The sequence below is a fragment of the Streptomyces sp. NPDC104831 genome, assembly GCF_055583025.1.
In genome coordinates, this window is record NZ_JBVJOT010000011.1 from 75,556 (window position 1) to 101,403 (window position 25,848).

Below are 25,848 nucleotides of genomic sequence, written 5' to 3' on the forward strand. Positions count from 1 at the left end.
GGGCCGCTCCAAAGGCGCCGTACGGCCCTCTTGGCGTGCGTTCGCCCGTCAAACCCTCGCGCGCCCCGGACCACCCCGCGCGCTCCGGATCGCCTTCGCACGCCTCGTACCCTTCTTCGCGCTCCCCTCAGACCGTCCAGGACGGCTCCAGGTCCACGATGTCACCGGAGAGCGCCGCGATGTCCGCCTCGGTCTGGGCGCGCAGGGCGAGGCGTTCCACGCGCTCGGTGCGGTATTTGCCGTGCTCGGCCGCCGAGCGCCACATCGACAGGATCAGGAACTCCTGCTCGGGCGCCTCGGCGAACATGCCGCGGATCATGCCGGGCGAGCCGGCCATCGCCGGGTTCCAGACCTTCTCCTGCATGAGCGTGAAGTGCTCCACGCGCTCCTCGCGGACCGTGCACAGGGCCACGCGGATCAGATCGGCGTCGGTGAAGCGCGGCTCGAATCCGGTCTTCACGTCGAAGCGGTACTCGAACAGCTTGACCTGGGCGTCCTTGAAGGTGCCGGACTGGGCCGCGGCCAGGCGGTCGTGCGAGCGGGCCATGAAGGAGTCGTAGAAGGCCCGGCTCTCCCAGAAGGCGAAGAGGTGCGCCACCCCCGGCCGCTGCCGGCTCCAGCCCCCGCCCTGCCCCCGGAAACCCGGCTCCCCCGGAAGCCCCGCCCATTTCCGCTGCCCCCGCTCGAAACCCCGGCGGTCCGTCACGGTGCAGCGAATCCACTTGACCAGCACCGCGCCATCGTACGGCCAGCGGACGTGGCGCCGGTCACGCCTTGGGGAGATCGTGCGCGCGTACGCGGCCGCGTACGTGGCACGATAAACAAGAAACCCCGGCCGCACCGGAGTTGGGGTCGAGCCACAGGGGGAGAGGGAAGCCTGATGACCGGCTTCAACAAGGGAATCCGCAAGGTCGAGGTCGCGCTCAAGTGGGACCCCAGTCCGGCGGGTCACTCGCCGACCGATCTCGACATCATCGCCGCGACCTTCATCGCGGACGACGCGTACGGGGATCCGGCCTATCTGGTGCACTTCGACAGCCGCTCGCCGGACGGCACGATCACCCTCAACCGTGACAGCACGGACGGCAAGGGGTTCGGCTGGGACGAGGTCATGACGCTCGAACTGGACCGGCTCGACGGCCGCTACGCGCGCGTGGTGGTGGGCGCCGTCATCCAGCAGCGGTACGGGCACAAGGCGTTCGCCGACGTCCTGCGTCCCGCCCTCCGCATCCGCGAGGGCTACACCGTGCTCGCCGAGGACGACTTCGGCTCGGTGTCCGGGGCGACGGCCGCCGCGATCGCCGAGTTCGTCCGGGACGGCGCCGGTGAGTGGACCTTCCGGCCCGGCCTGCGCGGCTTCGACGGGGACCCGGCGACCTTCACCCAGGTGATGGGCCGGGCGCACCGTCCCTGACGTTCTCCCCGCGCACGCGTAAGGGGCGCCGGCCCATGGCCGGCGCCCCTTACCTCACGGACGGCGTGTCATCAGCTGCAACCGCTGGTCGAGCCGCAGCCCTCGCAGATGTAGCAGGAACCGGCCCGCTGCATCTTCGTACCGCAGGAGAAGCACAGCGGGGCGTCGGCCTGGATGCCCAGCTGCATCTCCACCAGCTCGGCGCTGGTGTGGGCCTGCTTCGGGGCGGGCTTGGCCGCCTCGGTCTCGGCCTTCGGCGTGGCGACCGCCTTCAGCTCCTGGGCACGCGGCGCCGACTGGGCCAGGCCCTCGACGTCGACCTCGTCGTCGGCCGGCTCGTAGGAGCCGGTCTCCAGGTGGCGCTGGCGCTCCTCGGCGGAGTGGATGCCGAGCGCGGAGCGGGTCTCGAAGGGCAGGAAGTCCAGCGCCAGGCGGCGGAAGATGTAGTCGACGATCGACTGCGCCATCCGCACGTCGGGGTCGTCCGTCATGCCGGCCGGCTCGAAGCGCATGTTGGTGAACTTCGAGACGTACGTCTCCAGGGGGACGCCGTACTGGAGGCCGACGGAGACGGCGATGGAGAAGGCGTCCATCATGCCCGCGAGGGTGGAGCCCTGCTTGGACATCTTCAGGAAGACCTCGCCGAGACCGTCGTCGGGGTAGGAGTTGGCGGTCATGTAGCCCTCGGCGCCACCGACCGTGAAGGAGGTGGTGATGCCCGGGCGGCCCTTGGGGAGGCGCTTGCGGACCGGACGGTACTCGACGACCTTCTCGACCTTGGTCTCGACGGCCGCGGGCTCCTCGGCCTTCTTCTCGTCCGCCGAGTCCTTCGTCTTGGCGGAGAGCGGCTGGCCCACCTTGCAGTTGTCGCGGTAGATCGCGAGCGCCTTGACGCCCAGCTTCCAGGCCTCGAAGTAGATCTCCTCGACCTCCTCGACGGTCGCCGTCTCCGGCATGTTGACCGTCTTGGAGATGGCACCGGAGATCCACGGCTGGATCGCGGCCATCATGCGGACGTGGCCCATCGGGGAGATGGCGCGCTCGCCCATGGCGCAGTCGAACACCTCGTAGTGCTCCTGCTTGAGACCGGGGGCGTCGATCACATTGCCGTTCTCGGCGATGTGGGCGACGATCGCCTCGATCTGCTCCTCCTGGTAGCCCAGGCGGCGCAGGGCCTGCGGGACGGTGCCGTTGACGATCTGCATCGAGCCGCCGCCGACCAGCTTCTTGAACTTCACCAGCGCGAGGTCGGGCTCGACACCGGTGGTGTCGCAGGACATCGCGAGACCGATGGTGCCGGTCGGCGCGAGGACGGACGCCTGGGCGTTACGGAAACCGTTCTTCTCGCCGAGGCGCAGCACGTCCTGCCAGGCCTCCGTGGCGGCGGCCCAGACCGGGGTGTCCAGGTCGTCCATGCGGACGGCCGTGCCGTTGGCGTCGGCGTGCTGCTTCATGACGCGCTTGTGGGCGTCGGCGTTGCGGGCGTAGCCGTCGTAGGTGCCGACGACCTCGGCCAGCTCGGAGGAGCGGCGGTAGGCCGTACCCGTCATCAGGGAGGTGATGGCGCCGGCCAGGGCGCGACCGCCGTCGGAGTCGTAGGCGTGGCCGGTGGCCATCAGCAGGGCGCCGAGGTTGGCGTAGCCGATGCCGAGCTGGCGGAAGGCGCGGGTGTTCTCGCCGATCTTCTGGGTCGGGAAGTCCGCGAAGCAGATCGAGATGTCCATCGCGGTGATGACCAGCTCGACGACCTTCTGGAAGCGCTCGGTCTCGAAGGACTGGTTGCCCTTGCCGTCGTCCTTCAGGAACTTCATCAGGTTCAGCGAGGCCAGGTTGCAGGACGTGTTGTCCAGGTGCATGTACTCGCTGCACGGGTTCGACGCGGTGATCCGGCCGGACTCGGGGCAGGTGTGCCAGTTGTTGATCGTGTCGTCGTACTGGATGCCCGGGTCGGCACAGGCCCAGGCGGCCTCGGCGATCTTGCGGAAGAGCGCCTTGGCGTCGACCTCCTCGATGACCTCACCGGTCATGCGGGCGCGCAGGCCGAACTTGCCGCCGTCCTCGACCGCCTTCATGAACTCGTCGTTCACACGGACCGAGTTGTTGGCGTTCTGGTACTGGACGGACGTGATGTCGTCGCCGCCCAGGTCCATGTCGTAACCCGCGTCGCGCAGGACGCGGATCTTCTCCTCTTCCTTGACCTTGGTCTCGATGAAGTCCTCGATGTCGGGGTGGTCGACGTCGAGCACCACCATCTTGGCGGCGCGGCGGGTGGCACCGCCGGACTTGATGGTGCCGGCGGAGGCGTCGGCGCCACGCATGAAGGAGACGGGGCCGGAGGCGTTGCCGCCGGAGGAGAGCAGCTCCTTGGAGGAGCGGATGCGGGAGAGGTTCAGGCCGGCGCCGGAGCCGCCCTTGAAGATCATGCCCTCTTCCTTGTACCAGTCGAGGATCGACTCCATGGAGTCGTCGACGGACAGGATGAAGCAGGCCGAGACCTGCTGGGGCTGCTTCGTGCCGACGTTGAACCAGACGGGGCTGTTGAAGCTGAAGATCTGGTGCAGGAGGGCGTAGGCCAGCTCGTGCTCGAAGATCTCGGCGTCGGCGGGAGAGGAGAAGTACTTGTAGTCCTCACCGGCCTTCCGGTACGTCTTCACGATGCGGTCGATCAGCTGCTTGAGGCTGGTCTCGCGCTGCGGGGTGCCGACGGCGCCCCGGAAGTACTTGCTGGTGACGATGTTGACCGCGTTCACCGACCAGAAGTCGGGGAATTCGACGCCACGCTGCTCGAAGTTGACCGAGCCGTCGCGCCAGTTGGTCATGACGACGTCACGGCGCTCCCACGACACCTCGTCGTACGGGTGCACGCCGGGGGTGGTGTGGATGCGCTCGATGCGCAGTCCCTTGCTGCCCTTGGTGCCCTTGGCGCGGGAACCTCGTGCCGGACCGCTCGCCGTCTCTGTCATGCCGCCTCCCTACGGGCGAAAACGCCCTGAAATGCCCCCGTTGTTCCCGTGGGCACATGTTTCTGTCTGGCGTCGCGGGCAGCCGCAGCCGCCACCCGCAACAGGTCTTCGTTCGCCGCCGCACGACCGGAACCCGGTTCTCCGTCCGGATTCCGGTCCGTCGGTCAGTCGGCGGCGTGCGCGGGCTCGGGAACCTGCTTGGTCCCGGCCGGCCCGCGATGGTCTTCCTGGCTCCCCGCGCCGGCGTCTTCCTCGTCCGCGGCGGGGCGTGTCGCCTCCCTCAGCTCCGCGATCGCGGCCTCGAAGTCCTCGAGCGAGTCGAACGCCCGGTAGACGGAGGCGAACCGCAGATAGGCGACGAGGTCCAGCTCCTGCAACGGGCCGAGTATGGCCAGCCCCACGTCGTGGGTGGTCAGCTCGGCGCTTCCGGTCGCCCGCACCGCCTCCTCGACCCGCTGCCCGAGCTGGGCGAGCGCGTCCTCGGTGACCGGCCGTCCCTGGCACGCCTTGCGCACGCCGTTGATGACCTTGGTGCGGCTGAACGGTTCGGTGACTCCGGACCGCTTCACCACCATGAGCGAGCACGTCTCCACGGTCGTGAAACGACGGGAGCAGTCGGGGCACTGGCGGCGCCTGCGGATGGACGTGCCGTCGTCGGTCGTACGACTGTCGACCACGCGGCTGTCGGGGTGCCTGCAGAAGGGGCAGTGCATGTTTCTCCAACCCTCCTCACAGCAGACTCGTCAGCCTCGCCCGACCCACAGGCCTCGCGAAGCAGCCCTAAGCATAGGCGATCGAAGAGCCGCCTCCGACCGGGGGGACCACAACTTGTGGGCCGCTGTAGCCATCCAACCACTACATGTGGGGATCGACTCATTCACCAAGGCAGACACGCGTGTCGCGCTGGACAGGTACCCGGAGTACCGGCGGCCACCCGCCGGAACACGGGGGCGCACCGCCGCCCCACGGCACCGTTCACGGGGATACGGTGGGCGCGACAGGCAGGGCGCGCGGCACTTCCGCACAGAAGGGACCCCGGATACCGGACTGTGGCATTCCGGATGGCAGACTGAGGGCGCCGCCCGCGCGGCGTGCGACTCCAGCGGTGAAGAGTACAACAATGGGCGCTTTTGTCCGTCGAATGTCGCGCTAGCTATACACCTGGAGACCCGGTCACGTCAGGCGAAAGGCACTTTTTCACTCGAACGTGTGTTTGGCGCAACCTTTCGAAAGCAACTACCGTTGTGCAGCAGGGAGACCATCGAGAGGGGCCGCCGTGACCACCACCGCAGACAGTGCCACCATCACCGCCCAGGACCGCTCCCAGGGCCGAGTCGAGCCGGTACACGCGATGAACGAAGCCACGAATCCCGAGGGGAACAAGCGCTCCCTGCCGGGCCGACCTCCCGGCATCCGGGCGGACAGCTCGGGGCTCACCGACCGGCAGCGCCGGGTGATCGAGGTCATCAGGGACTCGGTGCAGCGGCGCGGTTACCCGCCGTCGATGCGGGAGATCGGCCAGGCCGTCGGGCTCTCCAGCACGTCCTCCGTCGCCCACCAGCTGATGGCACTGGAGCGCAAGGGCTTCCTGCGCCGCGACCCCCACCGCCCGCGTGCCTACGAGGTCCGCGGATCGGACCAGGCCGTGACCGTGCAGCCCACGGACACCGCCGGCAAGCCCGCCGCGTCGTACGTCCCGCTGGTCGGCCGCATCGCCGCCGGTGGCCCCATCCTCGCGGAGGAGTCCGTCGAGGACGTCTTCCCCCTGCCCCGCCAGCTCGTCGGCGACGGCGAACTCTTCGTCCTGAAGGTCGTCGGCGATTCCATGATCGAGGCCGCGATCTGCGACGGCGACTGGGTCACCGTGCGCCGCCAGCCGGTCGCCGAGAACGGCGACATCGTGGCCGCGATGCTCGACGGCGAGGCCACTGTCAAGCGCTTCAAGCGCGAGGACGGCCACGTATGGCTCCTCCCCCACAACGCGGCCTACGAGCCGATCCCCGGCGACGACGCGACCATCCTGGGCAAGGTCGTCGCCGTGCTGCGGCGCGTGTGACGGCCGCGGCGAACGAGCCCCTTCGGCTCGCTCCCTGACCGGGCCCCGGAACCCCTGCGCCGGTTCCGGGGCCCTGCTCGTGCCGGCGGCGGCCGTCAGGGCGCCGCGCCCACCCGGAGTGGCCGTCGACCGGCCTCCGGGGGTCACTTCCCCTCGGCCTCCTTCGCCGCGGCGTCGATCGCCGCGAGCGACCTGCGGACCTGATTGCGGTCCGTGGTGTACCAGAAGTCCGGCAGTGACGCCTTGAGGTAGCCGCCGTAGCGCGCGGTCGCCAGCCGCTGGTCCAGCACGGCCACCACGCCCCGGTCGCCGGAGGCCCGGACGAGGCGGCCGGCGCCCTGCGCCATGAGCAGGGCCGCGTGGGTGGCGGCGACCGCCATGAAGCCGTTTCCGCCGGCGTCCTCCACCGCCTTCTGGCGCGCGCTCATCAGCGGGTCGTCGGGGCGCGGGAACGGGATCTTGTCCATGACGACCAGCTGACAGCTGGGACCGGGGACGTCGACGCCCTGCCAGAGCGAGAGCGTGCCGAACAGGCATGTCCGCGGGTCGGCGGCGAAGTTCTTGATCAGCTCGCCGAGCGTCTCCTCGCCCTGGAGCAGGATCGGGAACTCGGGGATGCGGGAGCGCAGCTCCTCCGCCGCGAGCTGGGCGGCCCGCATGGACGAGAAGAGGCCGAGGGTACGCCCGCCGGCCGCCTGGATCAGCTCGGTCAGCTCGTCCAGCATGTCCGCGCGGTCCCCGTCGCGCGCGGGCCGCGCCAGGTGTTTGGCGACGTACAGGATGCCCTGCTTGCGGTAGTCGAAGGGCGAGCCGACGTCGATGCCCTTCCACTGCGGCAGGTCCTCGCCCTCGGTGCCCTCCGGGCCGAGGCCCAGCGAGGCGCCGACGCCGTTGAAGTCGCCGCCCAGCTTGAGCGTCGCCGAGGTGAGGACGACGGACCGGTCGGCGAAGAGCTTCTCCCTGAGCAGGCCGGAGACCGACATGGGGGCGACCCGCAGGGACGCTCCGAACCGGTCGTGCCGCTCGTACCAGACGACGTCCCACTCCGAGCCGTTCAGGACCCGTTCCGCCACGTCGTGGACCGTCTCGACCGAGGCCAACGCCTGCTTGCGGACCGCGTCCTCGTCCTGGACGGACTTGTCGCGGGTCGCGCCGATCGCGGAGATCACCGTACGGGCGGCGTCCCGCAGCTGCATCAGGGCGTAGCCGAGGTCTTCGGGGATCTCCTCCAGACGGCCCGGGAGCGCCAGTTCCATGAGCCGCTCGAAGCCCTCGGCGGCGGTCTGGAGCTGATCGGCGGCCTTCTCGTTGACGAGCTTGGCGGAGCGGCGCACGGCACGGTTCACCTGGCCGGGCGTCAGTTCGCCGGTGGCGACGCCGGTGACGCGGGAGACGAGTTCGTGCGCCTCGTCCACGATCAGCACCTCGTGCTGCGGCAGCACCGGGGCGCCCTCGATGGCGTCGATGGCCAGCAGGGCGTGGTTGGTGACGACCACCTCGGCGAGCTTGGCCCGCTCGCGGGCCATCTCCGCGAAGCACTCGGCGCCGTACGCGCACTTCGACGCGCCCAGGCACTCCCGCGACGACACCGACACCTGGGCCCAGGCGCGGTCCGAGACACCGGGGGTGAGGTCGTCCCGGTCGCCGTTCTCGGTCTCGTCCGCCCAGTCCCGCAGCCGCAGCAGGTCCTGGCCCAGCTTGCTGGTGGGCGCGGCGGCCTCGAACTGGTCGAAGAGCCCCTCTTCCTCGTCCTGCGGCATGCCCTCGTGCAGGCGGTGCAGGCACAGGTAGTTCGACCGGCCCTTGAGCATGGCGAACTCCGGCCGGCGGCGCAGCAGCGGGTGCAGGGCGTCCACCGTGCGCGGCAGGTCCCGCTCCACGAGCTGGCGCTGCAGGGCGAGCGTGGCCGTCGCGACGACCACCCTCTCGCCGTGCGCGAGCGCGGGCACGAGGTATCCCAGCGACTTGCCGGTGCCGGTGCCGGCCTGGACCAGCAGGTGGGAGCCGTCGTCGATCGCCTCGGCGACCGCTTCGGCCATGGTCACCTGGCCGGGGCGCTCCGTGCCGCCGACGGCGGCGACGGCGGCATGCAGGAGTTCGGGGAGGGAGGGCTTCGTCATAGCCTGACCACCCTACGGCCCCGCGGTGACAAACGGGGGGCTGTCGCGGGGGCGGGGGGCGGGATCACGGCCGGGGCTCCTGGGGTGGTGGCGGGGTGGCGGGCACGCGCGGGTGGCGGCCCCCCGGAAGGGGGGGCGGCGGCTTCGGGGTGGTGGCGGCGCGTCGCGGCCGTCGGCCGGCCGGCGATCCCCTTTCCCTGGCGGGACCGGACACGCGCCGGATTCGTACTCCCGTCCGGGAACACCGCGGCACCGCCACTCGTCTCTCATGGTGAGCACGCGATCACATGCCGCTACAGCACATCGCGCAGGACCCGGTCCCGGATCACGAGGGCGGCCCGCTTGCCGGGCAGGTCGACCTCGGCCGCGAACCGGAAGCCCGCGCTGAGGAAGGCGGCGATGGAGGGGATGTTGCGCAGGTCGGGTTCCGCCACGACGCGGGGGCAGGCGGGGCGCCGGTCCAGGATCAGGTCGGCCACGGCCCGGAGCAGGGCGGAGCCCAGCCCTCGCCCCCGGTCCGCGGCGTCGCCGATGAGCAGATGGATACCGGTGTCGTGGGGACGGGCCGGATAGCTGCGGGCGAGCGGGTCCAGGTCCGCCCGGTAGATCTCCCAGTAGCTCATCGGCGTGCCGTCGAGTACGCCGAGACACGGCACGCAGCGTCCGTCGCCGTGCAGCTGGGCCCGCAGGTGGTCCTCCGTCCGCCGCGCGGGCCCGGCGAGTTCCCAGAAGCCGGCCACCTCCGGGTCGTTCATCCAGCGGTGGACGAGCGGCAGGTCGTGATCGATGCGCACGGGCACCAGCCGGAAGGAGCCGGCGGGGGTGGTGACCGGGCCCCAGGTGGTGACCCGGCCGAGGGGGTCCGCCGTCGTCTCGGCACGGAGGGCGAGGAACTCCGGGGGCAGTCGCAGGTCCAGCGTGTCCTCGCGGTCCGGGTCGTCGTCCTCGGCGGTGAACGGGCCGAACGGGGAGGGGCGGGGATCCGTGGCGGCGGGCCACGGGCCGGGGCCGTAGGGGCGGGCGGGGGCCGGGCCGGTCGGGGCGGTCGCGTCGATGGAAGGCACGGTGCTCTCTCCTCTCGGGAGGCGAGGTGGGCGGGATGTGTGCGGCGCTCAGTTGTGAAGGGGGTTGGCGATGGTGACGTAGACGGACTGGGTGTCGACCGGGCCGGCGAGTTCGTCGAGGCCGTGCAGCCGGGTCAGCAGGTTGGCCTTGCAGCGCAGCACGGGTGAGTCGAGCAGGCGGCCGGGCAAGGCGGTGCGCGACGGGGCGGGCCCCGAGGCCAGACCGGTCAGGAAGCGGCGGAAGGCCGCGAGGAGGAGGCGCTCGTCGGCGAGGCGCTGGGAGCCGAAGGCGCCGATCAGGCCGAACACGTTGTTGACGGCGAGGTAGTAGACGAGGCGCTCGTCGGCGACCTCGTCCCGGACGAAGGTGTCGCTGCGGTCGCCGAGACCGTGAAGCCGGGCGGTCAGTTCGGCGCGCCGGGACTCGCGGAAGTAGTAGCCCTGGTTGTCGCGGTAGCGGCCACCGGCGGGCCAGCCGTCGGCATCCAGCAGGAGCAGCGTGTTCTGCTGGTGCGCTTCGAGGGCGATGCCGGCCTCGCCGTCCAGCCAGAGGACGGGGCGGACGACGTGCTCCAGGTAGCGCAGGAACCACTCGGCCGCCACCACGCCGACGGGCCGGCCGGTTCGTGCCGCGAGCCGTGCGACGAGGCGGGCCAGGCGCGACCGCACCGGCCACGTGGCGCGCCGCGGTGCGGAATCGTACGGCGGTCCGGCGAGGGGGCGGGGTGACACGAGTCCGGCGACGCAGCCGACGTCGTCGGCCGGGGTGAACGGGTTGTGCCGGATCATCACGTCGAGTCCCGGCACGGGCCCGCCGTCCGGGGCGTCCACGGCGAGCCAGGCCGGGTCGCGCACGATGTCGAAGCCGGGGTGCGCCGCCCGCCACTGCCGGGCGAGGCCGGTGCGCAGCAGCCGGTGCGCCTCGACTCCCCGGTGGAGTTCCTTGCGCAGGTTCTCCCGCCGGGAGTTGGTGATGCGCAGGGCCAGCGAGAGCTTGAGCATCGCGGGGGCGCCGGGCCGGTGGACGGTTCGCACGGAGGAGGTGGGGTGCCAAGGGGTGCCGAGCGGTCCCAGGTCGCGGAGGAGCCCGGAATCGAGCAGTGCGGCGACGGCCGGGCGGTGCCGTACCTCGCGTGCCTGCCAGGGGTGCAGCGGCAGGGCGGTGTAGCCGTCGGGCAGTGGCAGTTCGGTGCCGGCGAGGCGCCGGATCAGACGGCCGGCGGGAACGGGACGGCCGCGCTCGGTCCAGGCCGAGTCGGTCGCGAGGAGGCAGGGGGCGACGGCGAGCCAGTGCAGGGGGAAGGAGCCGTGCGTCTCCGGTGAGTACCGGTCGGCCTCGGCCTCGGTCAGGCCCTCCCGGCTCTTCGGGGTCGGATGCATCGGGTGCCCGAGGAGGAGGGCCTGTTCGGCGCTCAGGAAGAGGTCCGGGGTGTCGGCGGGGTTCTCGCGCCGGTGCCGGATGAACCCGGCGGTGCGGCGGACGGAGTCGGCGACCCGGGTCACGAGATCGCCGCCGGCCGGAGGGCGGGTGGCGCGGCCGGCAGCGGCGTACCGGGCGTCGGTGGCGCCGCCGTCGGGGCCGGGGCGAGGGCGCAGGCCGCGCCCGTCGCCGTCGCTTCCGGGGCGGCAGCGGGTGCCGGCCGTGGGCGCCGGGCCGGTGCCATGGCCCCTGTCCCGGCCGGTGCGGGCGTCGGGGGCGTCCGGGTCCGTGGTGGCCGGTGGGCTGGTGGGTTCCCTGCTCAGGAGGGCCGCGAGGGTGACGGCGTCGATGGGCGGGGCGGTGCCGGGCGCGGAGGTGAGGCGGAGTGGGCCGAGGCGGTGCCAGCCCGTCGGGGACCAGTACCGCACGGGTGCGACCAGAGCGGTGCCGCTGGCGGGCAGCGGGATGTGGAGGCTTCCGGCGACGGGAGCGGCGAGACCGGTCTCGCGGATCCAGCACCGCAGCAGGTTCTCCACGGCTGCGGCCTCGGCCGCGTACCGCGGGTCGGGGTCTTCCAGCGGGTCGGGGTCGCTCAGCGGGGCGGGACCGGGCGTGGTCCGCCGCCCGGTGTCCGGCTCCCGCCGCGTCTGCCGGGGGACCGAGTCGGTGAGCGGTACGGCGGCGGGCCGGGGGGTGCGGTCTCCGTGGTCGTCGGGGGCGCCGGAGCGGCCGTCGAGGTGGGGAGTGGCGTTCATGACGGCTCCTCGGGGGCTGGTGGTACGGGGCGGGTGCGGGCTGGTTCCGCCGGCCGTTCGGCCGCCCTGCCGGGCGGCGGACGGTGGCGCCTGAGCGGCCACGCGGCCGACGCGGGCGAGCGGGTCGCACGGGACGGCACGAGGCGGCGGCCGGTGCCGGGCCGGACGCGGTGGCCGACGGCCGGTGCCGGCCTGGATGCCCGGCAGGAGGGCGAGGGGGGAGGTGACGCGGTGACGGTCTGAAGGGCGGTCCCGGTGGCGTCGGGCGGGTGGGGTCCTCAGCTCCTGTGCCGGATGGGGCCGGGGTGGCGTGACCGGTGCGGGCCGTGGATCTCGTGGTCGCGGGCCGCCGCCGCGATCGCGTCGGTCAGGCGGTCGAGGACCGCCTCGGCCTGTTCGTCGCTGATCGTCAGCGGCGGCAGCAGCCGGACCACGGAGGTGTGCCGGCCGCCCAGTTCGACGATGAGCCCGCGCCGAAGGCACTCGCGCTGGACGGCGGCGGCGAGTCCGGGCGCGGGCGGGTACGGCGTGCGGCAGGCGCCCCACCCGGCCGCCGCCGCACCGCCTGCACCGAGGCCGGCGGGGGCCTCGGGGACCCCGGGGGCGTCGGGGTCCGTGCGGCCGGTACGGGCGCCGGGAATCCCGCGCCCCCCGAGCGGGGCGTGGGCGCCGGTGCCACCGTCGCCTGGAACACCGTGACCACCGGCCCCGCCGGGACGAGGCGGCCGGCCGGAACCGCCGCGACCGTCCGAACCCTGGCCGGACGCCCCGTCAGGCCGCGCCTGACCACCCACGCCACCGAGGCCGGAGCCACCGGGACCGGCCGGGCCGGTCGGCTCCCCGGCACCGCGAGCCGCCTCCCGAGCGGCTCCGTCCGCCTCCGGATCGACCAGTTCGATGCCGATCATCAGCCCCCGGCCCCGTACGTCCCCCACACACGCGTGCTCACGGCCGAAGTCCGCGAGTGCCCTCAGCATGCGGGAGCCGAGGGCGGCGGCCCGTTCGGCGAGGGCGTTCTCGCGGACGTAGGCGAGGGTTGCGGTGCCCGCGGCCATGGCGAGCTGGTTGCCGCGGAAGGTGCCCGCGTGGGCGCCGGGTTGCCAGGTGTCGAGGTCGTCGCGGTAGACGATCACGGCCAGCGGGAGGCTGCCGCCGATCGCCTTGGACAGGACCATGACGTCGGGGGTGATGCCACTGTGGTCGACGGCCCAGAAGGCGCCCGTGCGGCCGACGCCGGTCTGGACCTCGTCGGCGATCAGCGGGACGGACCGGTCCGCCGTGATCCGGCGCATCCGGCGCAGCCAGTCGTCCGGCGCGGGGAGCACTCCGCCCTCGCCCTGGACGGGTTCCAGGATCATACCGGCCGGCAGGGGCACGCCGGACTTGGGATCGTCGAGGAGGGACTCGGTCCAGCGGGCGGCGAGTTCGGCGCCGGTCGGGCCGCCGATGCCGAACGGGCAGCGGTAGTCCTGCGGGTAGGGCAGGCGGGCGACCCGGACGTCGGGGGCACCGCCGGAGGCGGCCAGGGCGCCGGCGGTCATGCCGTGGTAGGCGCCGGCGAAGGCGAGGACGCCGGTGCGGCCGGTCGCGGTCCGGACCAGTTTGAGGGCGGCCTCGACGGCGTCGGTGCCGGCCGGTCCGCAGAACTGGACGCGGGCGCGGTCGGCGAGGCCGGGCGGGAGGGTGCGGAACAGCTCGGTGACGAACGCGTCCTTGACCGGGGTGGCGAGGTCGAGGACGGAGAGCGGGGCGCCCGAGTCGAGGACCCCGCGGATGGCCTCCAGGACGACCGGGTGGTTGTGGCCGAGGGCGAGGGTGCCCGCACCGGAGAGACAGTCCAGGTAACGGCGGCCGTCGGCGCCCTCGATGGTGAGCCCTCGCGCCCGGACGGGAACGACGGGCAGGGCGCGGGCATAGGTGCGCGCCGAGGACTCGCGCGCCGACTGGCGCCTGAGGATGCCCTCGTGCACGGCCCGCGCTTCTCCCGGCGAGTCTTCCGCCATCGACTCCGTAACGGCCACGGCGCGCTGTCCTTCCGGCTGGTCAAAGGCGAGTTGGTCGGGACCGGGCACGGACGGCTGGTCCCACCGCCTACAACCTCCGACCGTTCGGCCGGTTACGGGGTGGCCCGGAGATCCTTGGGCGGAAGGTGAGGTGAGGCTTCCCATCGCGCTCCCGGGAGCGGGTGGACGGCCGACGGACCGGGACGTGTAGCCGGGCGAAACCCCTTGCGGCACGACCCCGTTCGGCAGCCTGTGACGGAACCGTTGCCGCCCGGGCGGAACTCCCCCACAGCGACCGCATAGTGTGTGATGCCGTTCCCAGAAGGTCGCGGGACCGGCGTGAACCGTCCACGAGTTCGCCGCCGGTGCCGGGGCCGAAGCGCCGAGTTCCTTCACAGCAGGGGGAGTCAAGACCATGCGATCCATACGGCCGTCGTTCACCGCTCGGCGAGGCAGGGGCGGTCGCCGCACCCCGGCCTCGCTGACGGCGGTCGCCCTCGTCTCGGCGCTGGCGCTGACCGCCACCGCCTGCGACAGCGGCGGCACCGACGACGGCAACCCGGGCGCCAACGCGAGCGCGGGCGGCACCGGTGACGGCAAGATCCACATCCCGGACGACCTCAAGCGCCGTCTCAAGGACCACGGGATCGACCTCGACAAGTGGAAGAACGGCGCCTGGAAGAACTGGAACAAGGACGACTGGCTGCGCGAGGCCAACGACTTCGTCAACCCGGTCATCAGCGGTCTGTGGGACCCGGACCGGATGCGGGAGGCGGACGACCCGGACCGGGGCGTCGACGACAACGACATCTCCGGTGACCAGGGGGTGACGGACCCGACGCCGCAGCCGGTGAAGGCGCAGGCGGTCAGCGCGCCCTACCACGCCAACGCGGCCACCTCGGGCAAGCTGCTCTTCGACGCGCCCGAGGGCACCATGGTCTGCTCGGCGACGGTCGTCCAGGACCCGGCGCACCCGGGCAAGTCCAACCTCGTGTGGACGGCCGGTCACTGTGTGCACGCCGGGAAGAAGGGCGGCTGGTACCGCAACCTGGCGTTCGTGCCGTCGTACAACGACCAGGCGCTGCCGGCGGCCGAGCTGCAGAACGCCGGCCGGTCGCAGGTCGCCCCGTACGGCGTGTGGTGGGCGGACGCGGCGAAGACCTCGCAGCAGTGGATCAGCGAGGGCGGCAAGACGGGCGGTGCCGGTGCCGCGTACGACTTCGCGGTCATCCATGTGACGCCGGAGCAGGGCAGCGACGGCAAGTCGCTGGAGGAGACGGTCGGCGGGGCGCTGCCGGTCGACTTCGACGCGCCGGCCGTGGCGAAGGTGAACAGTGTGACGGCGTCCGGTTACCCGGCGGCGGCGCCGTACGACGGCGGGCTGCTGTACCGGTGCCAGGACAAGCCGGGCCGGCTGTCCCTCGAGCAGTCCGACCCGACGATGTACCGGATCGGGTGCACGATGACCGGTGGCGCGTCCGGCGGCGGCTGGGTGGAGACCGGCGCCGACGGCAAGCCCGCGCTGGTGTCCAACACGTCCATCGGCCCGGTGAACGCGGGCTGGCTGGCCGGTCCCCGGCTGGGCGAGGTGGCCAAGGGCGTCTACGACTCGGTGAGCGAGCAGTTCGCCGGGCATTGAGCCCGACGGCGCCGTGCACGGGACGAGGGCCCGCCACCCCGCGGGGGGTGGCGGGCCCTCGTCCTGCCGTGGGTCAGGCGGAGACCGGTGCGTACGGTGCCAGGTCCGCCGCCAGTTCCGCGTGCACCCGGACCTTGAGCAGGGTGCCCTCCGCGGTGTGCTCCTCGGAGATCACCTCGCCCTCGGCGTGCGCACGGGCGACCAGCTTGCCGTGGGTGTAGGGCACCAGGGCCGTGATCTCCACCGCGGGGCGGGGCAGCTCGTCGTCGATCAGGGCGAGCAGTTCCGCGATGCCCTGACCGGTGCGCGCCGAGACCGCGATCGAGCGCTTCTCGACCCGCAGCAGCCGCTGGAGGACCAGCGGGTCGGCCGCGTCCGCCTTGTTGATCACGACGATCTCGGGCACGTCGGTGGCGCCGACGTCCCGGATCACCTCGCGCACGGCGGCGAGCTGCTCCTCCGGGGTCGGGTGCGAGCCGTCCACCACGTGCAGGATCAGGTCGGAGTCGCCGACCTCCTCCATGGTGGAGCGGAACGCCTCGACCAGGTGGTGCGGCAGGTGCCGGACGAAGCCGACGGTGTCGGCCAGCGTGTACAGCCGGCCGCCCGGCGTCTCGGCCCGGCGGACCGTCGGGTCCAGGGTCGCGAACAGCGCGTTCTCGACCAGGACTCCGGCGCCCGTGAGGCGGTTGAGCAGCGAGGACTTGCCGGCGTTGGTGTAGCCCGCGATGGCGACGGACGGCACCTTGTTGCGCCGGCGCTCCTGGCGCTTGACCTCGCGGCCGGTCTTCATCTCCGCGATCTCCCGGCGCATCTTCGCCATCTTCTCGCGGATCCGGCGCCGGTCCGTCTCGATCTTGGTCTCACCGGGGCCACGCGTGGCGAGGCCGCCGCGACCGCCACCCATCTGCCGGGACAGCGACTGGCCCCAGCCGCGCAGCCGCGGCAGCATGTACTGCATCTGCGCGAGCGCGACCTGCGCCTTGCCCTCGCGGGACTTGGCGTGCTGGGCGAAGATGTCCAGGATCAGGGCCGTACGGTCGATGACCTTGACCTTGGTCACGTCCTCCAGCTGGATCAGCTGGCCCGGGCTCAGCTCACCGTCGCAGATGACGGTGTCCGCGCCCGTTTCGAGGACGATGTCACGCAGCTCGGCGGCCTTGCCGGAGCCGATGTAGGTGGCCGCGTCGGGCTTGTCGCGGCGCTGGATGACGCCGTCGAGGACGAGCGCGCCCGCGGTCTCCGCGAGGGCGGCCAGCTCCGCGAGGGAGTTCTCCGCGTCCTGCGCGGTGCCGCTGGTCCACACGCCGACGAGCACGACCCGCTCCAGTCGGAGCTGGCGGTACTCGACCTCGGTGACGTCCTCCAGCTCGGTGGACAGGCCGACGACACGGCGCAGGGCCGCGCGCTCGGAGCGGTCGAACTGGTCGCCGTCCCGCTCGCCGTCGATCTCGTGGCTCCAGGCGACGTCCTCTTCCATCAGGGCATCGGCCCGAAGACCCTCGGGATAGGCGTGCGCGAGGCGCTTGGTGTCCTGGGAAGGGGAAGAAGAGGAGGTCATTGGATCCTTACGTCGATGGGGTTGCCGTTGCGGCGTCGGTGCGGCGGTCACAGGGGGCCGCTCGCCTGGTTCAACGTACGGGTACCCCGGGAGATTCCCGTGTCCCGTCCCGTGCGCCGACTCGTAGATGGTCGCACGGGACGGTGCGTCTCGTCACCGGGTTATCGCCGGAGGTGGGGCTCGGCCGCCTTGGCCGCCGCGGTCGGCTTCCAGTCCGGGTGGCCGGGCATCGGCGGGGTCTTCTCGCCGTACAGCCAGGGCCGCAGGAAGCCGTCGAGGTCGCGGCCGGCGACGGCCGAGGCCAGCCGGACGAAGTCGCCGGTGGTGGCGGTGGCGTCACGGTGCTCGTGGACCCAGAGCCGCTCCAGCCGCTCGAAGGCCGGCCGGCCGATCTCCTGCCGCAGGGCGTAGAGGATGAGGGCGGCGCCGTCGTAGACGTTGGGCCGGAAGAGGTCGATCTTCTGGCCGGGGGCGGGCGGCTTGGGGAGGGCGGGCGGGCCGCCGGCCTCGCGCCAGCGGTCGGAGGCGCCGTACGCGGCCTTCATCCGCGCCTCCAGGGGACGGTTCGCGGTCTCCTCGCTGTACAGCGCCTCGTACCAGGTGGCGTGCCCCTCGTTCAGCCAGACGTCGGACCAGGCGCGCGGGGTGACGCTGTCGCCGAACCACTGGTGGGACAGCTCGTGCACCATGATCGATTCCAGGTACCACTTCGGGTAGCCGGGCTCGGTGAACAGGCTCTTCTCGAAGAGGGAGAGGGTCTGCGTCTCCAGTTCGAAGCCCGTGGACGCCTGCGCCATGAGCACGCCGTACGTCTCGAAGGGGTACCGGCCGACCTTGCCCTCCATCCAGGCGAGCTGGCCGGGCGTCTTCGCGAGCCACGGTTCGAGCCTCTCGCGGTCGGCGGCGGGGACGACGTCGCGCAGGGGCAGCCCGTGCGGTCCCTCGCGGCGGACCACGGCGGAGCGGCCGATGGACACCTGGGCGAGTTCGGTGGCCATGGGGTGCCGGGTGCGGTAGGTCCAGGTGGTGGTGGAGCCGTCCCGGTCCGCTCCGACGGGCAGGCCGTTGGCCACGACCGTGTAGGCGTTGGGCGCGGTGACCCGGAAGGTGAACACCGCCTTGTCGGAGGGGTGGTCGTTGCAGGGGAACACCAGGTGGGCGGCGTCGGCCTGATTGGCCATGGCGAGCCCGTCGGCGGTGCGCACCCAGCCGCCCTGCTGGCCCTCGCCGTAGACGGGGTCGCTGGTGTGCCGCACGGTGATCCGGAACCGGCGGCCCTCGGTCAGCGGGTGGCGCGGGGTGAGGACCAGGTCCTCGCCGGCGCTGGTGAAGCCGGCCGGGAGACCGTCGACCTCGACCGAGCGCACGGTGCCGTGGGTGAAGTCCAGGTTGACGCGCTCCAGGTCGGCGGTGGACCACGCGTCGATCGTCGTGACGGCCTCCAGCGGCTTGTCGCGGGCGCCGTTGTAGGTGAGGGCCACGTCGTACGAGGCGACGTCGTAGCCGGGGTTGCCGAGGTACGGGTAGAGGCGGTCGCCCACGCCGAGGGGTCCGGCCGGGGCCGCGGCGGCGACGAGACAGAGGGAGACGGCGGAGGCGAGCAGGGCCGCCGTGCGGTACCGGCGCTTTCCGGAGCGGGTCCGGTGCGCGGCGGTTCCGTGCTCGACGCCGGGGTGGAGGTGGTACGGGGAGGTCTCGCGCCGGGCCGCCGTACGGAGGCGGGGGCGAGGGCGGGGACTGAGCGGCATGGACCACCGCTACCAGTGCGCCCCCTCCCCACGACGGCGACGCGCGTCCGCCCCACCCGAACGGGTAACCCGGGCGCCGTCGTCAGGAGGCGGGGCGAGGGGGGGGCGGTGGCCGGGGCCGGGGACCGGAGGGGAGGACACGGACCGGATGCGGGGGCCGGGACGACGAGCCGGCCGGGCACCGCCGTCGGAGCGCTCGGGCCGGGCGCCGCCGAGCGGCCGGGGCCACCGGAGCGGGCGCCATCGCCGGACGCCGGCGCCGATGCCGCGTCCAGGGACCGGGGCCGCGCGGAACGGATGCCGCCGCCACCGACCGGGGCGATGCGCAGGACGAACGCCGGCGCCGGCCACCAGGGCGACCGGCCGGCCGGGGCCGCCGCCGAGCGGCCGGGGCCGAGCAGCGCGGGTGCCGTCGCGGAAACCGGTGCCGGGCAGGACCGGTGGCGCGTCCGGCAAGCGGGGGCGAGCGGAACGGCCACCGCGGCCGGGGGCGGGGGTCAGGCGCGGGCGGATGCCACCGGCAGGGGCCGGGCGGACCAGCACCCCGGGCGCTGCCGTCGAGGACCGGGGGCGAGCGGAACGGAGGCCCCGGCCGGCGGCCGGGACGACGTGCGGGACGGGTCCCGCCGTCAGGGACGCGGGCAGCGGGGCGGCCGGGACCGGCGGCGTCAGGTGGTGGGTGTCTGGTGCTGGGCGCGGCCCACGTCGTACACCCCCGGTACGTCCCGCATGGCGCGCATCAGGGCCGGGAGGCGCGAGGCGTCGGGGAGTTCCAGGGTGTAGGTGTGGCGCACCCGCTGCTGGCTGGGCGGCTCGACGGTGGCGGAGACGATCTCGGCGCCTTCCAGGGCGATGGCCTCGGTGAGGTCGGCCAGCAGATGGGGGCGGCCGAACGATTCAGCGACCAGGGTGACCCGGCACTCGGCGGTCTCGCCCCAGCGCACGCCGGTCTCGGCGCGGCCCAGGCTCTTCATGTGCGCCACCGCGGCGCACTGCGCTCGGTGCACGGTCACCACTCCCCCGCGCACCACGAAGCCGGTGATCTCGTCCGGCGGTACGGGCGTACAGCACCCGGCGAGCCGTACGGCGGCGCCGGGGCGGTCCGCCAGGACGTCGGCGCGCCGGGAGCGCGGGGCGGAGCCTTGGTCCGCGGGGCGCGCGGGCGCTGCCCCGGGGCGCCCCCCGGTCGTGCGGCCCGGGGCAGCGCCTTCGCCGTCGCGGCCCGGGGCCGGGCGGGACGCGGTGGCGGCCCCGGCGGGGGCGGCCCGGTGACCGTCCGGCTCGGCCGTGCCGTCGTCCGTGTCGGTGCCGCCGCCCGGGTGGGTGGCCAGCCAGCGCTGGATGGCGATGCGGGCGGCCGGTGTGTGGGCGTGGTCCAGCCATTCACGGGAGGGCTCGGAGGCGGGGTCCTGGCCCATCAGGAGCTGCACGGTGTCGCCGTCGCGCAGGACCGTGCTGAGGGTCGCGAGGCGGCCGTTGACGCGGGCGCCGATGCAGGCGTGCGCGTCCTCGCCGTACTGCGCGTAGGCGGCGTCCACGCAGGTGGCGCCCTCGGGCAGGCCGAGGGTGCCGCCGTCGGGGCGGAAGACGGTGATCTCGCGGTCCTGGGCGAGGTCCTCGCGCAGGGTGGACCAGAAGGTGTCGGGGTCGGGGGCGGCCCGCTGCCAGTCGAGGAGGCGGGAGAGCCAGCCGGGGCGGGTGGGGTCGACGCGCTCGCCCTCGGCGGAGGAGGCGTCGGGCGCGGGCGCGTCGGGAGCGGGCGCGTACGGGTTGCCGAGGGCGACGACGCCGGCCTCGGCGACCTTGTGCATCTGGTGGGTGCGGATGAGGACTTCGACGACCTGGGCGGCGGCGGGGGTGCCCCCGGGCGCGTCGGCTCGCCGCTGGGGGCGGGCGACGGCGGTGTGCAGGGACTGGTAGAGGTTGAACTTCGGTACGGCGATGAAGTCCTTGAACTCCGAGACCACCGGCGTCATACAGGTGTGCAGTTCGCCGAGGACGGCGTAACAGTCCGCGTCCTCGTTCACCAGCACCAGCAGGCGGCCGAAGTCCGTGCCGCGCAGCCGGCCGCGCTTGCGGGCCACGCGGTGGACGGAGACGAAGTGCCGGGGCCGGATGAGCACCTCGGCCGGGATGTCGGCCTCGCGCAGCACCCCGCGCACCTCCTCGGCGACCTCGGCGAGCACGTCGCCGGGGCGGGCGGCGTTCTCCGCGATGAGCTCGCGGGTGCGGGCGTACTCCTCGGGGTGGAGGACGGCGAAGACCAGGTCCTCCAGTTCGGTCTTGAGCGCCTGTACGCCGAGGCGTTCGGCGAGCGGGATGAGGACGTCCCGGGTGACCTTGGCGATCCGCGCCTGTTTCTCGGGGCGCATCACGCCGAGCGTGCGCATGTTGTGCAGGCGGTCGGCGAGCTTGATCGACATCACGCGCACGTCGTTGCCGGTGGCGACGAGCATTTTACGGAAGGTCTCCGGTTCGGCGGCGGCTCCGTAGTCGACCTTCTCCAGTTTCGTGACGCCGTCGACCAGGTAACGCACCTCCTCGCCGAACTGCTCCCGTACCTGCTCCAGCGTCACCTCGGTGTCCTCGACGGTGTCGTGGAGCAGTGAGGCGGTCAGCGTCGTGGTCTCGGCGCCGAGTTCGGCGAGGATGAGGGTGACGGCGAGCGGGTGCGTGATGTACGGCTCGCCGCTCTTGCGCGTCTGGCCGCGGTGCGAGGACTCGGCCAGGACGTAGGCGCGGCGCAGTGGTTCGATGTCGGCGTCGGGGTGGTGGGCGCGGTGCGCCTCCACGACATGGCCGATCGCGTCGGGGAGCTTGTCCCGGGTGGCGGAGCCGAGCAGCGCGGCGCGGCCCAGCCGGCGCAGGTCGAGCCGGGGCCGGGCCTTTCTGCGCGTCGCCGCGGGTGCCGCGGACGCGGTGAGCGACTGCGGCACCGGGGGCACCACCGGACCAGCGGTCGCAGGGTTCGTGGCCTCCGCACTCATGGGCACCTCCGGCTCGTGGACCGGCGGACGGAGCCCCCAGGGCGCACGCGGCTCGGGGTTGGCGACGTTCCCCCGTCCGTGCCGGTGCTTGATGCTATCGAGCCCGCCACCCCCGACCGACCGCCTCCGGCCGAGCGTGAAACGGATCACCCATTCGAGCGACGGGATGGAGGTTTAGGTTTTCGGTCAGCCGAACACGCGGGCCAGCCACTCGCCGTCGATCTCACCCTCGGCGACGATCACGGCGGGGCCCGTCATCTCGATCTCGCCGTCGGGCCGCTCGGTGACGACCAGGCGTCCGCCGGGCACGTCGACGGTGTACGTCGCGGGGGTGCCGGTGACGGCCGGGTCGGTGCCGTCCCGGCGGGCGGCGGCCACCGCGACGGCGCACGCGCCCGTGCCGCAGGAGCGGGTCTCGCCGGAGCCGCGCTCGTGCACGCGCATGGCGACGTGGCGGGGACCGCGGTCGACGACGAACTCGACGTTCACGCCGTCCGGGTAGGCGGTCGCCGGGCTGACCGGCGGCGCGGTGTACAGGTCACCGGCGTGCGCCAGGTCGGCCACGAAGGCCACCGCGTGCGGATTGCCCACGTTGACGTTGCGCGCGGGCCAGCTGCGCTCGCCGACGGCCACCGTGACGTCCCCCTCGGGGAGGCGGGCGCGGCCCATGCCGACGGTGATGTCACCGTCCTTGGCGATGTGGACGGTCTTCACGCCCGCGCGCGTGGCGATCGCGACGTCACCTTCGGCCACATGCCCGGCGTGCTGGAGGTAGCGCGCGAACACACGCACTCCGTTGCCGCACATCTCGGCGACCGAGCCGTCGCCGTTGCGGTAGTCCATGAACCACTCGGCCTCGTCGGCCATCGCCCGGGCCTCCGGGTGGGCCGCCGACCGTACGACGTGCAGCACGCCGTCGCCTCCGATGCCCGCGCGGCGGTCGGACAGCGCGGCCACGGCGGCCGGGGACAGGTCGAGGGCGTTCTCCGGGTCCGGGACGATCACGAAGTCGTTCTCGGTGCCGTGACCCTTGAGGAAGGCGATCCGTGTGCTCATTCCTCGATCGTACAGAGCGGACCGTGACCCTTTGCGGGGTGCTTCAGCGCAGTCGGGCCACTCGCCACACGGCGAGGACCACCGCGAGGACCACCAGCAGGACGTAGCCGACGACGACCCGCCAGTCCGGGCGGCGGCCCGAGCCGCGCGGGGGCAGGCCCGGCCAGGTGTAGCCGACCCGGCGGGCGGCCATCATGCCCCAGCCGGCGGCGCAGGAGCAGATCAGCAGGCCGAGCATGGCGATGACCGCGCCGCTGTCGCCGAAGTCGAAGGCGAGCGGGAAGGCGAACATCAGGGAGCCCACGGCGGCCAGGCTCACGATGGGTGCGAGCTGCCAGATGCGCAGCCGGCGCTGCGGGCGCAGCTCGACCTCGACCTCCGGACCACCGGGGTACATCTCCTCGGGCTCCGGTCCGTCGGCGGTGACGCCGTCCGGGGCCTCTTCGGGTCCGTCGTCGGCGAGCCGGTCGTCCGCCATGCGGTCCACGGCCAGGGGATCCACGGCCAGGGGATCCGCTGCCGGCGGGTCCGTGCCCGGGGTGTCTTCGGCCGGATGGTCGCCCGTCCGGGGGCGGCGCTCGGCCGGGTGATCCCCGCCCGGGCCGGAGTCGTCACTCTCCGTGGTGACGTGCTCGGTGCTTCGTGCGGTGTCGCGAGGGCCGGCCTCCATCGCCACGCGCCCTCCCAACTAGGCTCCACTTGGTCGATCGAAGCTCGATGATGGCACGACGCCACAGGCCGCGATGGCCGGCGACGCATCCCGATGCCATGACGTGATCAGGCTGTAACCGGTCGTTCGACCAACGCCAGGGCCTGCTGCGGAAGTTCCCCCCGGTCGGCGGCGGCCCCACTCAACCAGTGCACCCGGGGATCCCGCCTGAACCACGAATCCTGGCGGCGCGCGAAGCGCTTGGTGGCGCGCACGGTCTCGGCCCGCGCTTCCGTTTCGGTGCACTCCCCGGCCAGCGCCGCGAGGATCTGCTGGTAGCCGAGCGCGCGCGACGCCGTGCGCCCCTCGCGCAGGCCCTGCGCCTCCAGTGCGCGCACCTCGTCCACGAGGCCCGCCTCCCACATCCGGTCGACGCGCCGCGCGATGCGCTCGTCCAGTTCCGGGCGGGCGACGTCCACGCCGATCTGGATCGTGTCGTACACCGAGTCGTGGCCCGGCAGATTGGCGGTGAAGGGCTGGCCGGTGATCTCGATCACCTCCAGCGCGCGGACGATCCGGCGGCCGTTGCCCGGCAGGATCGCGCGGCCGGCCTCGGGGTCGGCGGCGGCCAGCCGGGCGTGCAGGGCTCCCGGGCCGCGCAGGGCCAGCTCCTCCTCCAGCCGGGCCCGGACCTCCGGGTCGGTGCCGGGGAACTCCAGGTTGTCGACGGCTCCCCGGACGTACAGACCGGAGCCGCCGACCAGGACGGGCCAGCGGCCCTCGGCGAGCAGCGCGTCGATGCGCGCGCGGGCCAGCTTCTGGTACTCGGCGACCGAGGCGGTGACCGTCACGTCCCAGATGTCCAGCAGATGGTGCGGGACGCCACCGCGCTCTCCGGGCGTCAGCTTGGCGGTACCGATGTCCATCCCCCGGTACAGCTGCATGGAGTCGGCGTTGACGACCTCGCCGCCGAGTTGCTGGGCCAGGAAGACACCGAGATCGGACTTGCCGGCCGCGGTGGGTCCTACGACGGCGATGACGCGGGGGGCGACGGGTGCACTGCTCACCGCACCAGTTTCGCAAACGTCCGGGCGGGTCCTCGAACGAGTGGGGTGATGCCGTCCCCGCACCCGGGTACGCGGTGTCCGCGGTGGGTAGGCACCGGGTGACGCGCGTTTTCGCCCCTACGAGTACCGTATGAAGTGGATATGACCGTGTTCGCACGGTTGCCCGGCAGGCCGGAGGCGACGGCCGGACGGGCCGGGGCGAGGGAAGGTGGACCATGGGTCTGTTGGACAACATGAAGGCCAGGCTGGGCCCGGCCGTGGACAAGGTGTCGGACCTCGCTCGGCAGCACGGCGACAAGGTCCAGCACGGGATCGACAAGGCCGCCAAGGCCGTCGACGAGCGGACCAAGGGCAAGTACAGCGACAAGATCCAGACGGGCACGGGCAAGGCCAAGGAGGCCATGGACCGCCTCGCGCACAAGAGCGGTCCCACGGCGGCACCGCCGCCCCCCGACCCGACGACCCCGACGCGCCCGGAGGGCCCACCGCCGACCTCGTGACCGGGGGACGCGGGAACCCCCGGAGGGCCGGGTGTCCCGGCAGGGCCGGGCCCCTGGGGGCTGTGGGCCGTGTCGGTGTCAGGACCAGGTGGCGACCAGATAGCCCACCCCGTACGGCGCGTCCTCGTACAGCAGCGCGCCGGTGAGGTGGGCGTCCTCCGCAGCGCCGGCGAGGATCTGCCAGGGGGCGCGGCCGGCCGCCTTCAGTTCGCGGGCCAGGTCCGGGTCCAGCGCGCGCAGGGCCGCCAGGTCCGCCGCGCCGAGTGCCCGGGCGGCCTCCGCGTCGAAGGGCGCGGCGCGTTCGTCCAGGTAACCCGGCGCCTTGAGGCTGCGGCAGGCGCTGGCGTCGCCCATCACCAGCAGCGCCACCCGCCCCGCCCCGGCGGCCAGTTCCCGGCCGGTCTCGGCGCAGCGCCCGGGCTCCAGCGTGTCGGCGACGCCGAGCCCCTCGACCGGGGCGCCGGCCCAGCCGGTCCGCTCCAGCAGCCAGGCGCCGACGGCCAGCGAGGCGGGGAGTTCGCGCTCCGGGGCGACGCCGGTGGGGCGGCCCAGGCGCACGTCCACGTCCACCCCGAAGCCACGGAAGGTGCCCGGGGTGCCCTGTGGGAACGGGCCGAGCTCCTCCGGCCCGGCGGTGCCGACGACCACCAGCAGGTCGGGGCGGGCGGCGGCGAGCACCCCGAGCGCGTCCGAGCAGGCCGCGCGGGCGGCGTCCAGTTCCGGTGCGGCGCCCGCGGCGACCTCGGGCACGAGCAGCGGCGGGCAGGGGCAGACTGCGGCGGCGACAAGCATGGTCGGCAGGTTAACGCCCCGCCCGGGGCCGCACCGACCGCGGTCCTCGGCCGG

18 protein-coding genes are annotated in these 25,848 nt (G+C 73.1%); 4 read left to right on the plus strand and 14 right to left on the minus strand.

Annotation, left to right across the window (positions count from 1 at the left end; genetic code table 11):
* Window positions 1–127: 127 nt before the first annotated feature.
* Window positions 128–733 (minus strand): YdbC family protein, encoded by a 606-nt coding sequence (locus ACZ63H_RS10715; protein ID WP_469863569.1) that lies wholly within the window; start codon window positions 731–733, stop codon window positions 128–130.
* Window positions 734–880: 147 nt separating this feature from the next.
* On the opposite strand from ACZ63H_RS10715, the gene ACZ63H_RS10720 reads away from it, so the two are divergent.
* Window positions 881–1,414, plus strand: a complete 534-nt coding sequence (locus ACZ63H_RS10720; protein ID WP_469863571.1) for a TerD family protein — start codon at window positions 881–883, stop codon at window positions 1,412–1,414.
* 71 nt (window positions 1,415–1,485) lie between these two features.
* Here ACZ63H_RS10720 and ACZ63H_RS10725 read toward each other — a convergent pair whose 3' ends face one another.
* Window positions 1,486–4,377: a vitamin B12-dependent ribonucleotide reductase gene (locus tag ACZ63H_RS10725; protein WP_469863572.1), complete on the minus strand. Its 2,892-nt coding sequence runs from the start codon at window positions 4,375–4,377 to the stop codon at window positions 1,486–1,488.
* Between the two features lie 164 nt (window positions 4,378–4,541).
* Complete coding sequence (gene nrdR, locus ACZ63H_RS10730) at window positions 4,542–5,090, minus strand: transcriptional regulator NrdR (RefSeq protein WP_469863573.1); 549 nt, start codon at window positions 5,088–5,090, stop codon at window positions 4,542–4,544.
* A 563-nt stretch (window positions 5,091–5,653) separates the two neighbouring features.
* Between nrdR and lexA the strand changes: the two genes are divergently transcribed.
* The gene (gene lexA, locus ACZ63H_RS10735; RefSeq protein ID WP_181793687.1) at window positions 5,654–6,433 is read left to right on the plus strand and encodes a transcriptional repressor LexA; all 780 of its coding nucleotides are present in this window, start codon (window positions 5,654–5,656) and stop codon (window positions 6,431–6,433) included.
* A gap of 143 nt (window positions 6,434–6,576) precedes the next feature.
* On the opposite strand, the gene ACZ63H_RS10740 is transcribed toward lexA, so the two are convergent.
* From ACZ63H_RS10740 to ACZ63H_RS10755, 4 genes are all read right to left on the minus strand, one after another.
* The gene (locus tag ACZ63H_RS10740) at window positions 6,577–8,553 is read right to left on the minus strand and encodes an ATP-dependent DNA helicase (protein WP_469863575.1); all 1,977 of its coding nucleotides are present in this window, start codon (window positions 8,551–8,553) and stop codon (window positions 6,577–6,579) included.
* Between the two features lie 293 nt (window positions 8,554–8,846).
* A complete protein-coding gene (locus tag ACZ63H_RS10745) occupies window positions 8,847–9,617 on the minus strand; it encodes a GNAT family N-acetyltransferase (protein ID WP_469863576.1) in 771 nt (256 codons plus the stop codon).
* 48 nt (window positions 9,618–9,665) lie between these two features.
* Window positions 9,666–11,792, minus strand: coding sequence for an IucA/IucC family protein (locus ACZ63H_RS10750; RefSeq protein WP_469863577.1), 2,127 nt, complete (start codon window positions 11,790–11,792; stop codon window positions 9,666–9,668).
* 278 nt (window positions 11,793–12,070) lie between these two features.
* Window positions 12,071–13,795, minus strand: a complete 1,725-nt coding sequence (locus ACZ63H_RS10755; protein WP_469863638.1) for a diaminobutyrate--2-oxoglutarate transaminase family protein — start codon at window positions 13,793–13,795, stop codon at window positions 12,071–12,073.
* A 415-nt stretch (window positions 13,796–14,210) separates the two neighbouring features.
* On the opposite strand from ACZ63H_RS10755, the gene ACZ63H_RS10760 reads away from it, so the two are divergent.
* Complete coding sequence (locus tag ACZ63H_RS10760) at window positions 14,211–15,434, plus strand: trypsin-like serine peptidase (RefSeq protein WP_469863578.1); 1,224 nt, start codon at window positions 14,211–14,213, stop codon at window positions 15,432–15,434.
* A gap of 73 nt (window positions 15,435–15,507) precedes the next feature.
* Here the strand turns inward: ACZ63H_RS10760 and hflX are convergent, their stop codons facing one another.
* From hflX to miaA, 6 genes are all read right to left on the minus strand, one after another.
* Window positions 15,508–16,995, minus strand: a complete 1,488-nt coding sequence (hflX, locus tag ACZ63H_RS10765; protein WP_469863580.1) for a GTPase HflX — start codon at window positions 16,993–16,995, stop codon at window positions 15,508–15,510.
* 161 nt (window positions 16,996–17,156) lie between these two features.
* Window positions 17,157–18,743 (minus strand): M1 family metallopeptidase, encoded by a 1,587-nt coding sequence (locus ACZ63H_RS10770; protein WP_469863581.1) that lies wholly within the window; start codon window positions 18,741–18,743, stop codon window positions 17,157–17,159.
* A gap of 668 nt (window positions 18,744–19,411) precedes the next feature.
* Complete coding sequence (locus ACZ63H_RS10775; RefSeq protein WP_469863583.1) at window positions 19,412–21,730, minus strand: RelA/SpoT family protein; 2,319 nt, start codon at window positions 21,728–21,730, stop codon at window positions 19,412–19,414.
* A gap of 186 nt (window positions 21,731–21,916) precedes the next feature.
* Window positions 21,917–22,786, minus strand: a complete 870-nt coding sequence (gene dapF, locus ACZ63H_RS10780) for a diaminopimelate epimerase (protein ID WP_469863584.1) — start codon at window positions 22,784–22,786, stop codon at window positions 21,917–21,919.
* A gap of 43 nt (window positions 22,787–22,829) precedes the next feature.
* Window positions 22,830–23,456: a hypothetical protein gene (locus tag ACZ63H_RS10785; protein WP_469863639.1), complete on the minus strand. Its 627-nt coding sequence runs from the start codon at window positions 23,454–23,456 to the stop codon at window positions 22,830–22,832.
* A gap of 107 nt (window positions 23,457–23,563) precedes the next feature.
* Complete coding sequence (gene miaA / locus ACZ63H_RS10790; protein WP_469863585.1) at window positions 23,564–24,502, minus strand: tRNA (adenosine(37)-N6)-dimethylallyltransferase MiaA; 939 nt, start codon at window positions 24,500–24,502, stop codon at window positions 23,564–23,566.
* A gap of 215 nt (window positions 24,503–24,717) precedes the next feature.
* On the opposite strand from miaA, the gene ACZ63H_RS10795 reads away from it, so the two are divergent.
* Complete coding sequence (locus ACZ63H_RS10795) at window positions 24,718–25,002, plus strand: antitoxin (protein WP_469863587.1); 285 nt, start codon at window positions 24,718–24,720, stop codon at window positions 25,000–25,002.
* 78 nt (window positions 25,003–25,080) lie between these two features.
* Here ACZ63H_RS10795 and ACZ63H_RS10800 read toward each other — a convergent pair whose 3' ends face one another.
* Window positions 25,081–25,794 carry a class III extradiol dioxygenase subunit B-like domain-containing protein gene (locus tag ACZ63H_RS10800; protein WP_469863588.1) on the minus strand — a complete coding sequence of 238 codons (714 nt, stop codon included), beginning with the start codon at window positions 25,792–25,794 and terminating at the stop codon, window positions 25,081–25,083.
* Window positions 25,795–25,848: the final 54 nt, after the last annotated feature.

Bases quoted from the DNA above. Each gene is read 5' to 3' on its own strand.
- ACZ63H_RS10725 (WP_469863572.1), bottom strand. From the start codon at position 4,377: ATGACAGAGACGGCGAGCGGTCCGGCACGAGGTTCCCGCGCCAAGGGC.
- dapF (WP_469863584.1), bottom strand. From the start codon at position 22,786: ATGAGCACACGGATCGCCTTCCTCAAGGGTCACGGCACCGAGAACGAC.
- hflX (WP_469863580.1), bottom strand. From the start codon at position 16,995: ATGACCTCCTCTTCTTCCCCTTCCCAGGACACCAAGCGCCTCGCGCAC.
- ACZ63H_RS10775 (WP_469863583.1), bottom strand. From the start codon at position 21,730: ATGAGTGCGGAGGCCACGAACCCTGCGACCGCTGGTCCGGTGGTGCCC.
- ACZ63H_RS10770 (WP_469863581.1), bottom strand. From the start codon at position 18,743: ATGCCGCTCAGTCCCCGCCCTCGCCCCCGCCTCCGTACGGCGGCCCGG.
- ACZ63H_RS10750 (WP_469863577.1), bottom strand. From the start codon at position 11,792: ATGAACGCCACTCCCCACCTCGACGGCCGCTCCGGCGCCCCCGACGAC.
- ACZ63H_RS10760 (WP_469863578.1), top strand. From the start codon at position 14,211: ATGCGATCCATACGGCCGTCGTTCACCGCTCGGCGAGGCAGGGGCGGT.
- ACZ63H_RS10795 (WP_469863587.1), top strand. From the start codon at position 24,718: ATGGGTCTGTTGGACAACATGAAGGCCAGGCTGGGCCCGGCCGTGGAC.
- ACZ63H_RS10720 (WP_469863571.1), top strand. From the start codon at position 881: ATGACCGGCTTCAACAAGGGAATCCGCAAGGTCGAGGTCGCGCTCAAG.
- ACZ63H_RS10785 (WP_469863639.1), bottom strand. From the start codon at position 23,456: ATGGAGGCCGGCCCTCGCGACACCGCACGAAGCACCGAGCACGTCACC.
- nrdR (WP_469863573.1), bottom strand. From the start codon at position 5,090: ATGCACTGCCCCTTCTGCAGGCACCCCGACAGCCGCGTGGTCGACAGT.
- ACZ63H_RS10740 (WP_469863575.1), bottom strand. From the start codon at position 8,553: ATGACGAAGCCCTCCCTCCCCGAACTCCTGCATGCCGCCGTCGCCGCC.
- ACZ63H_RS10755 (WP_469863638.1), bottom strand. From the start codon at position 13,795: ATGGCGGAAGACTCGCCGGGAGAAGCGCGGGCCGTGCACGAGGGCATC.
- ACZ63H_RS10800 (WP_469863588.1), bottom strand. From the start codon at position 25,794: ATGCTTGTCGCCGCCGCAGTCTGCCCCTGCCCGCCGCTGCTCGTGCCC.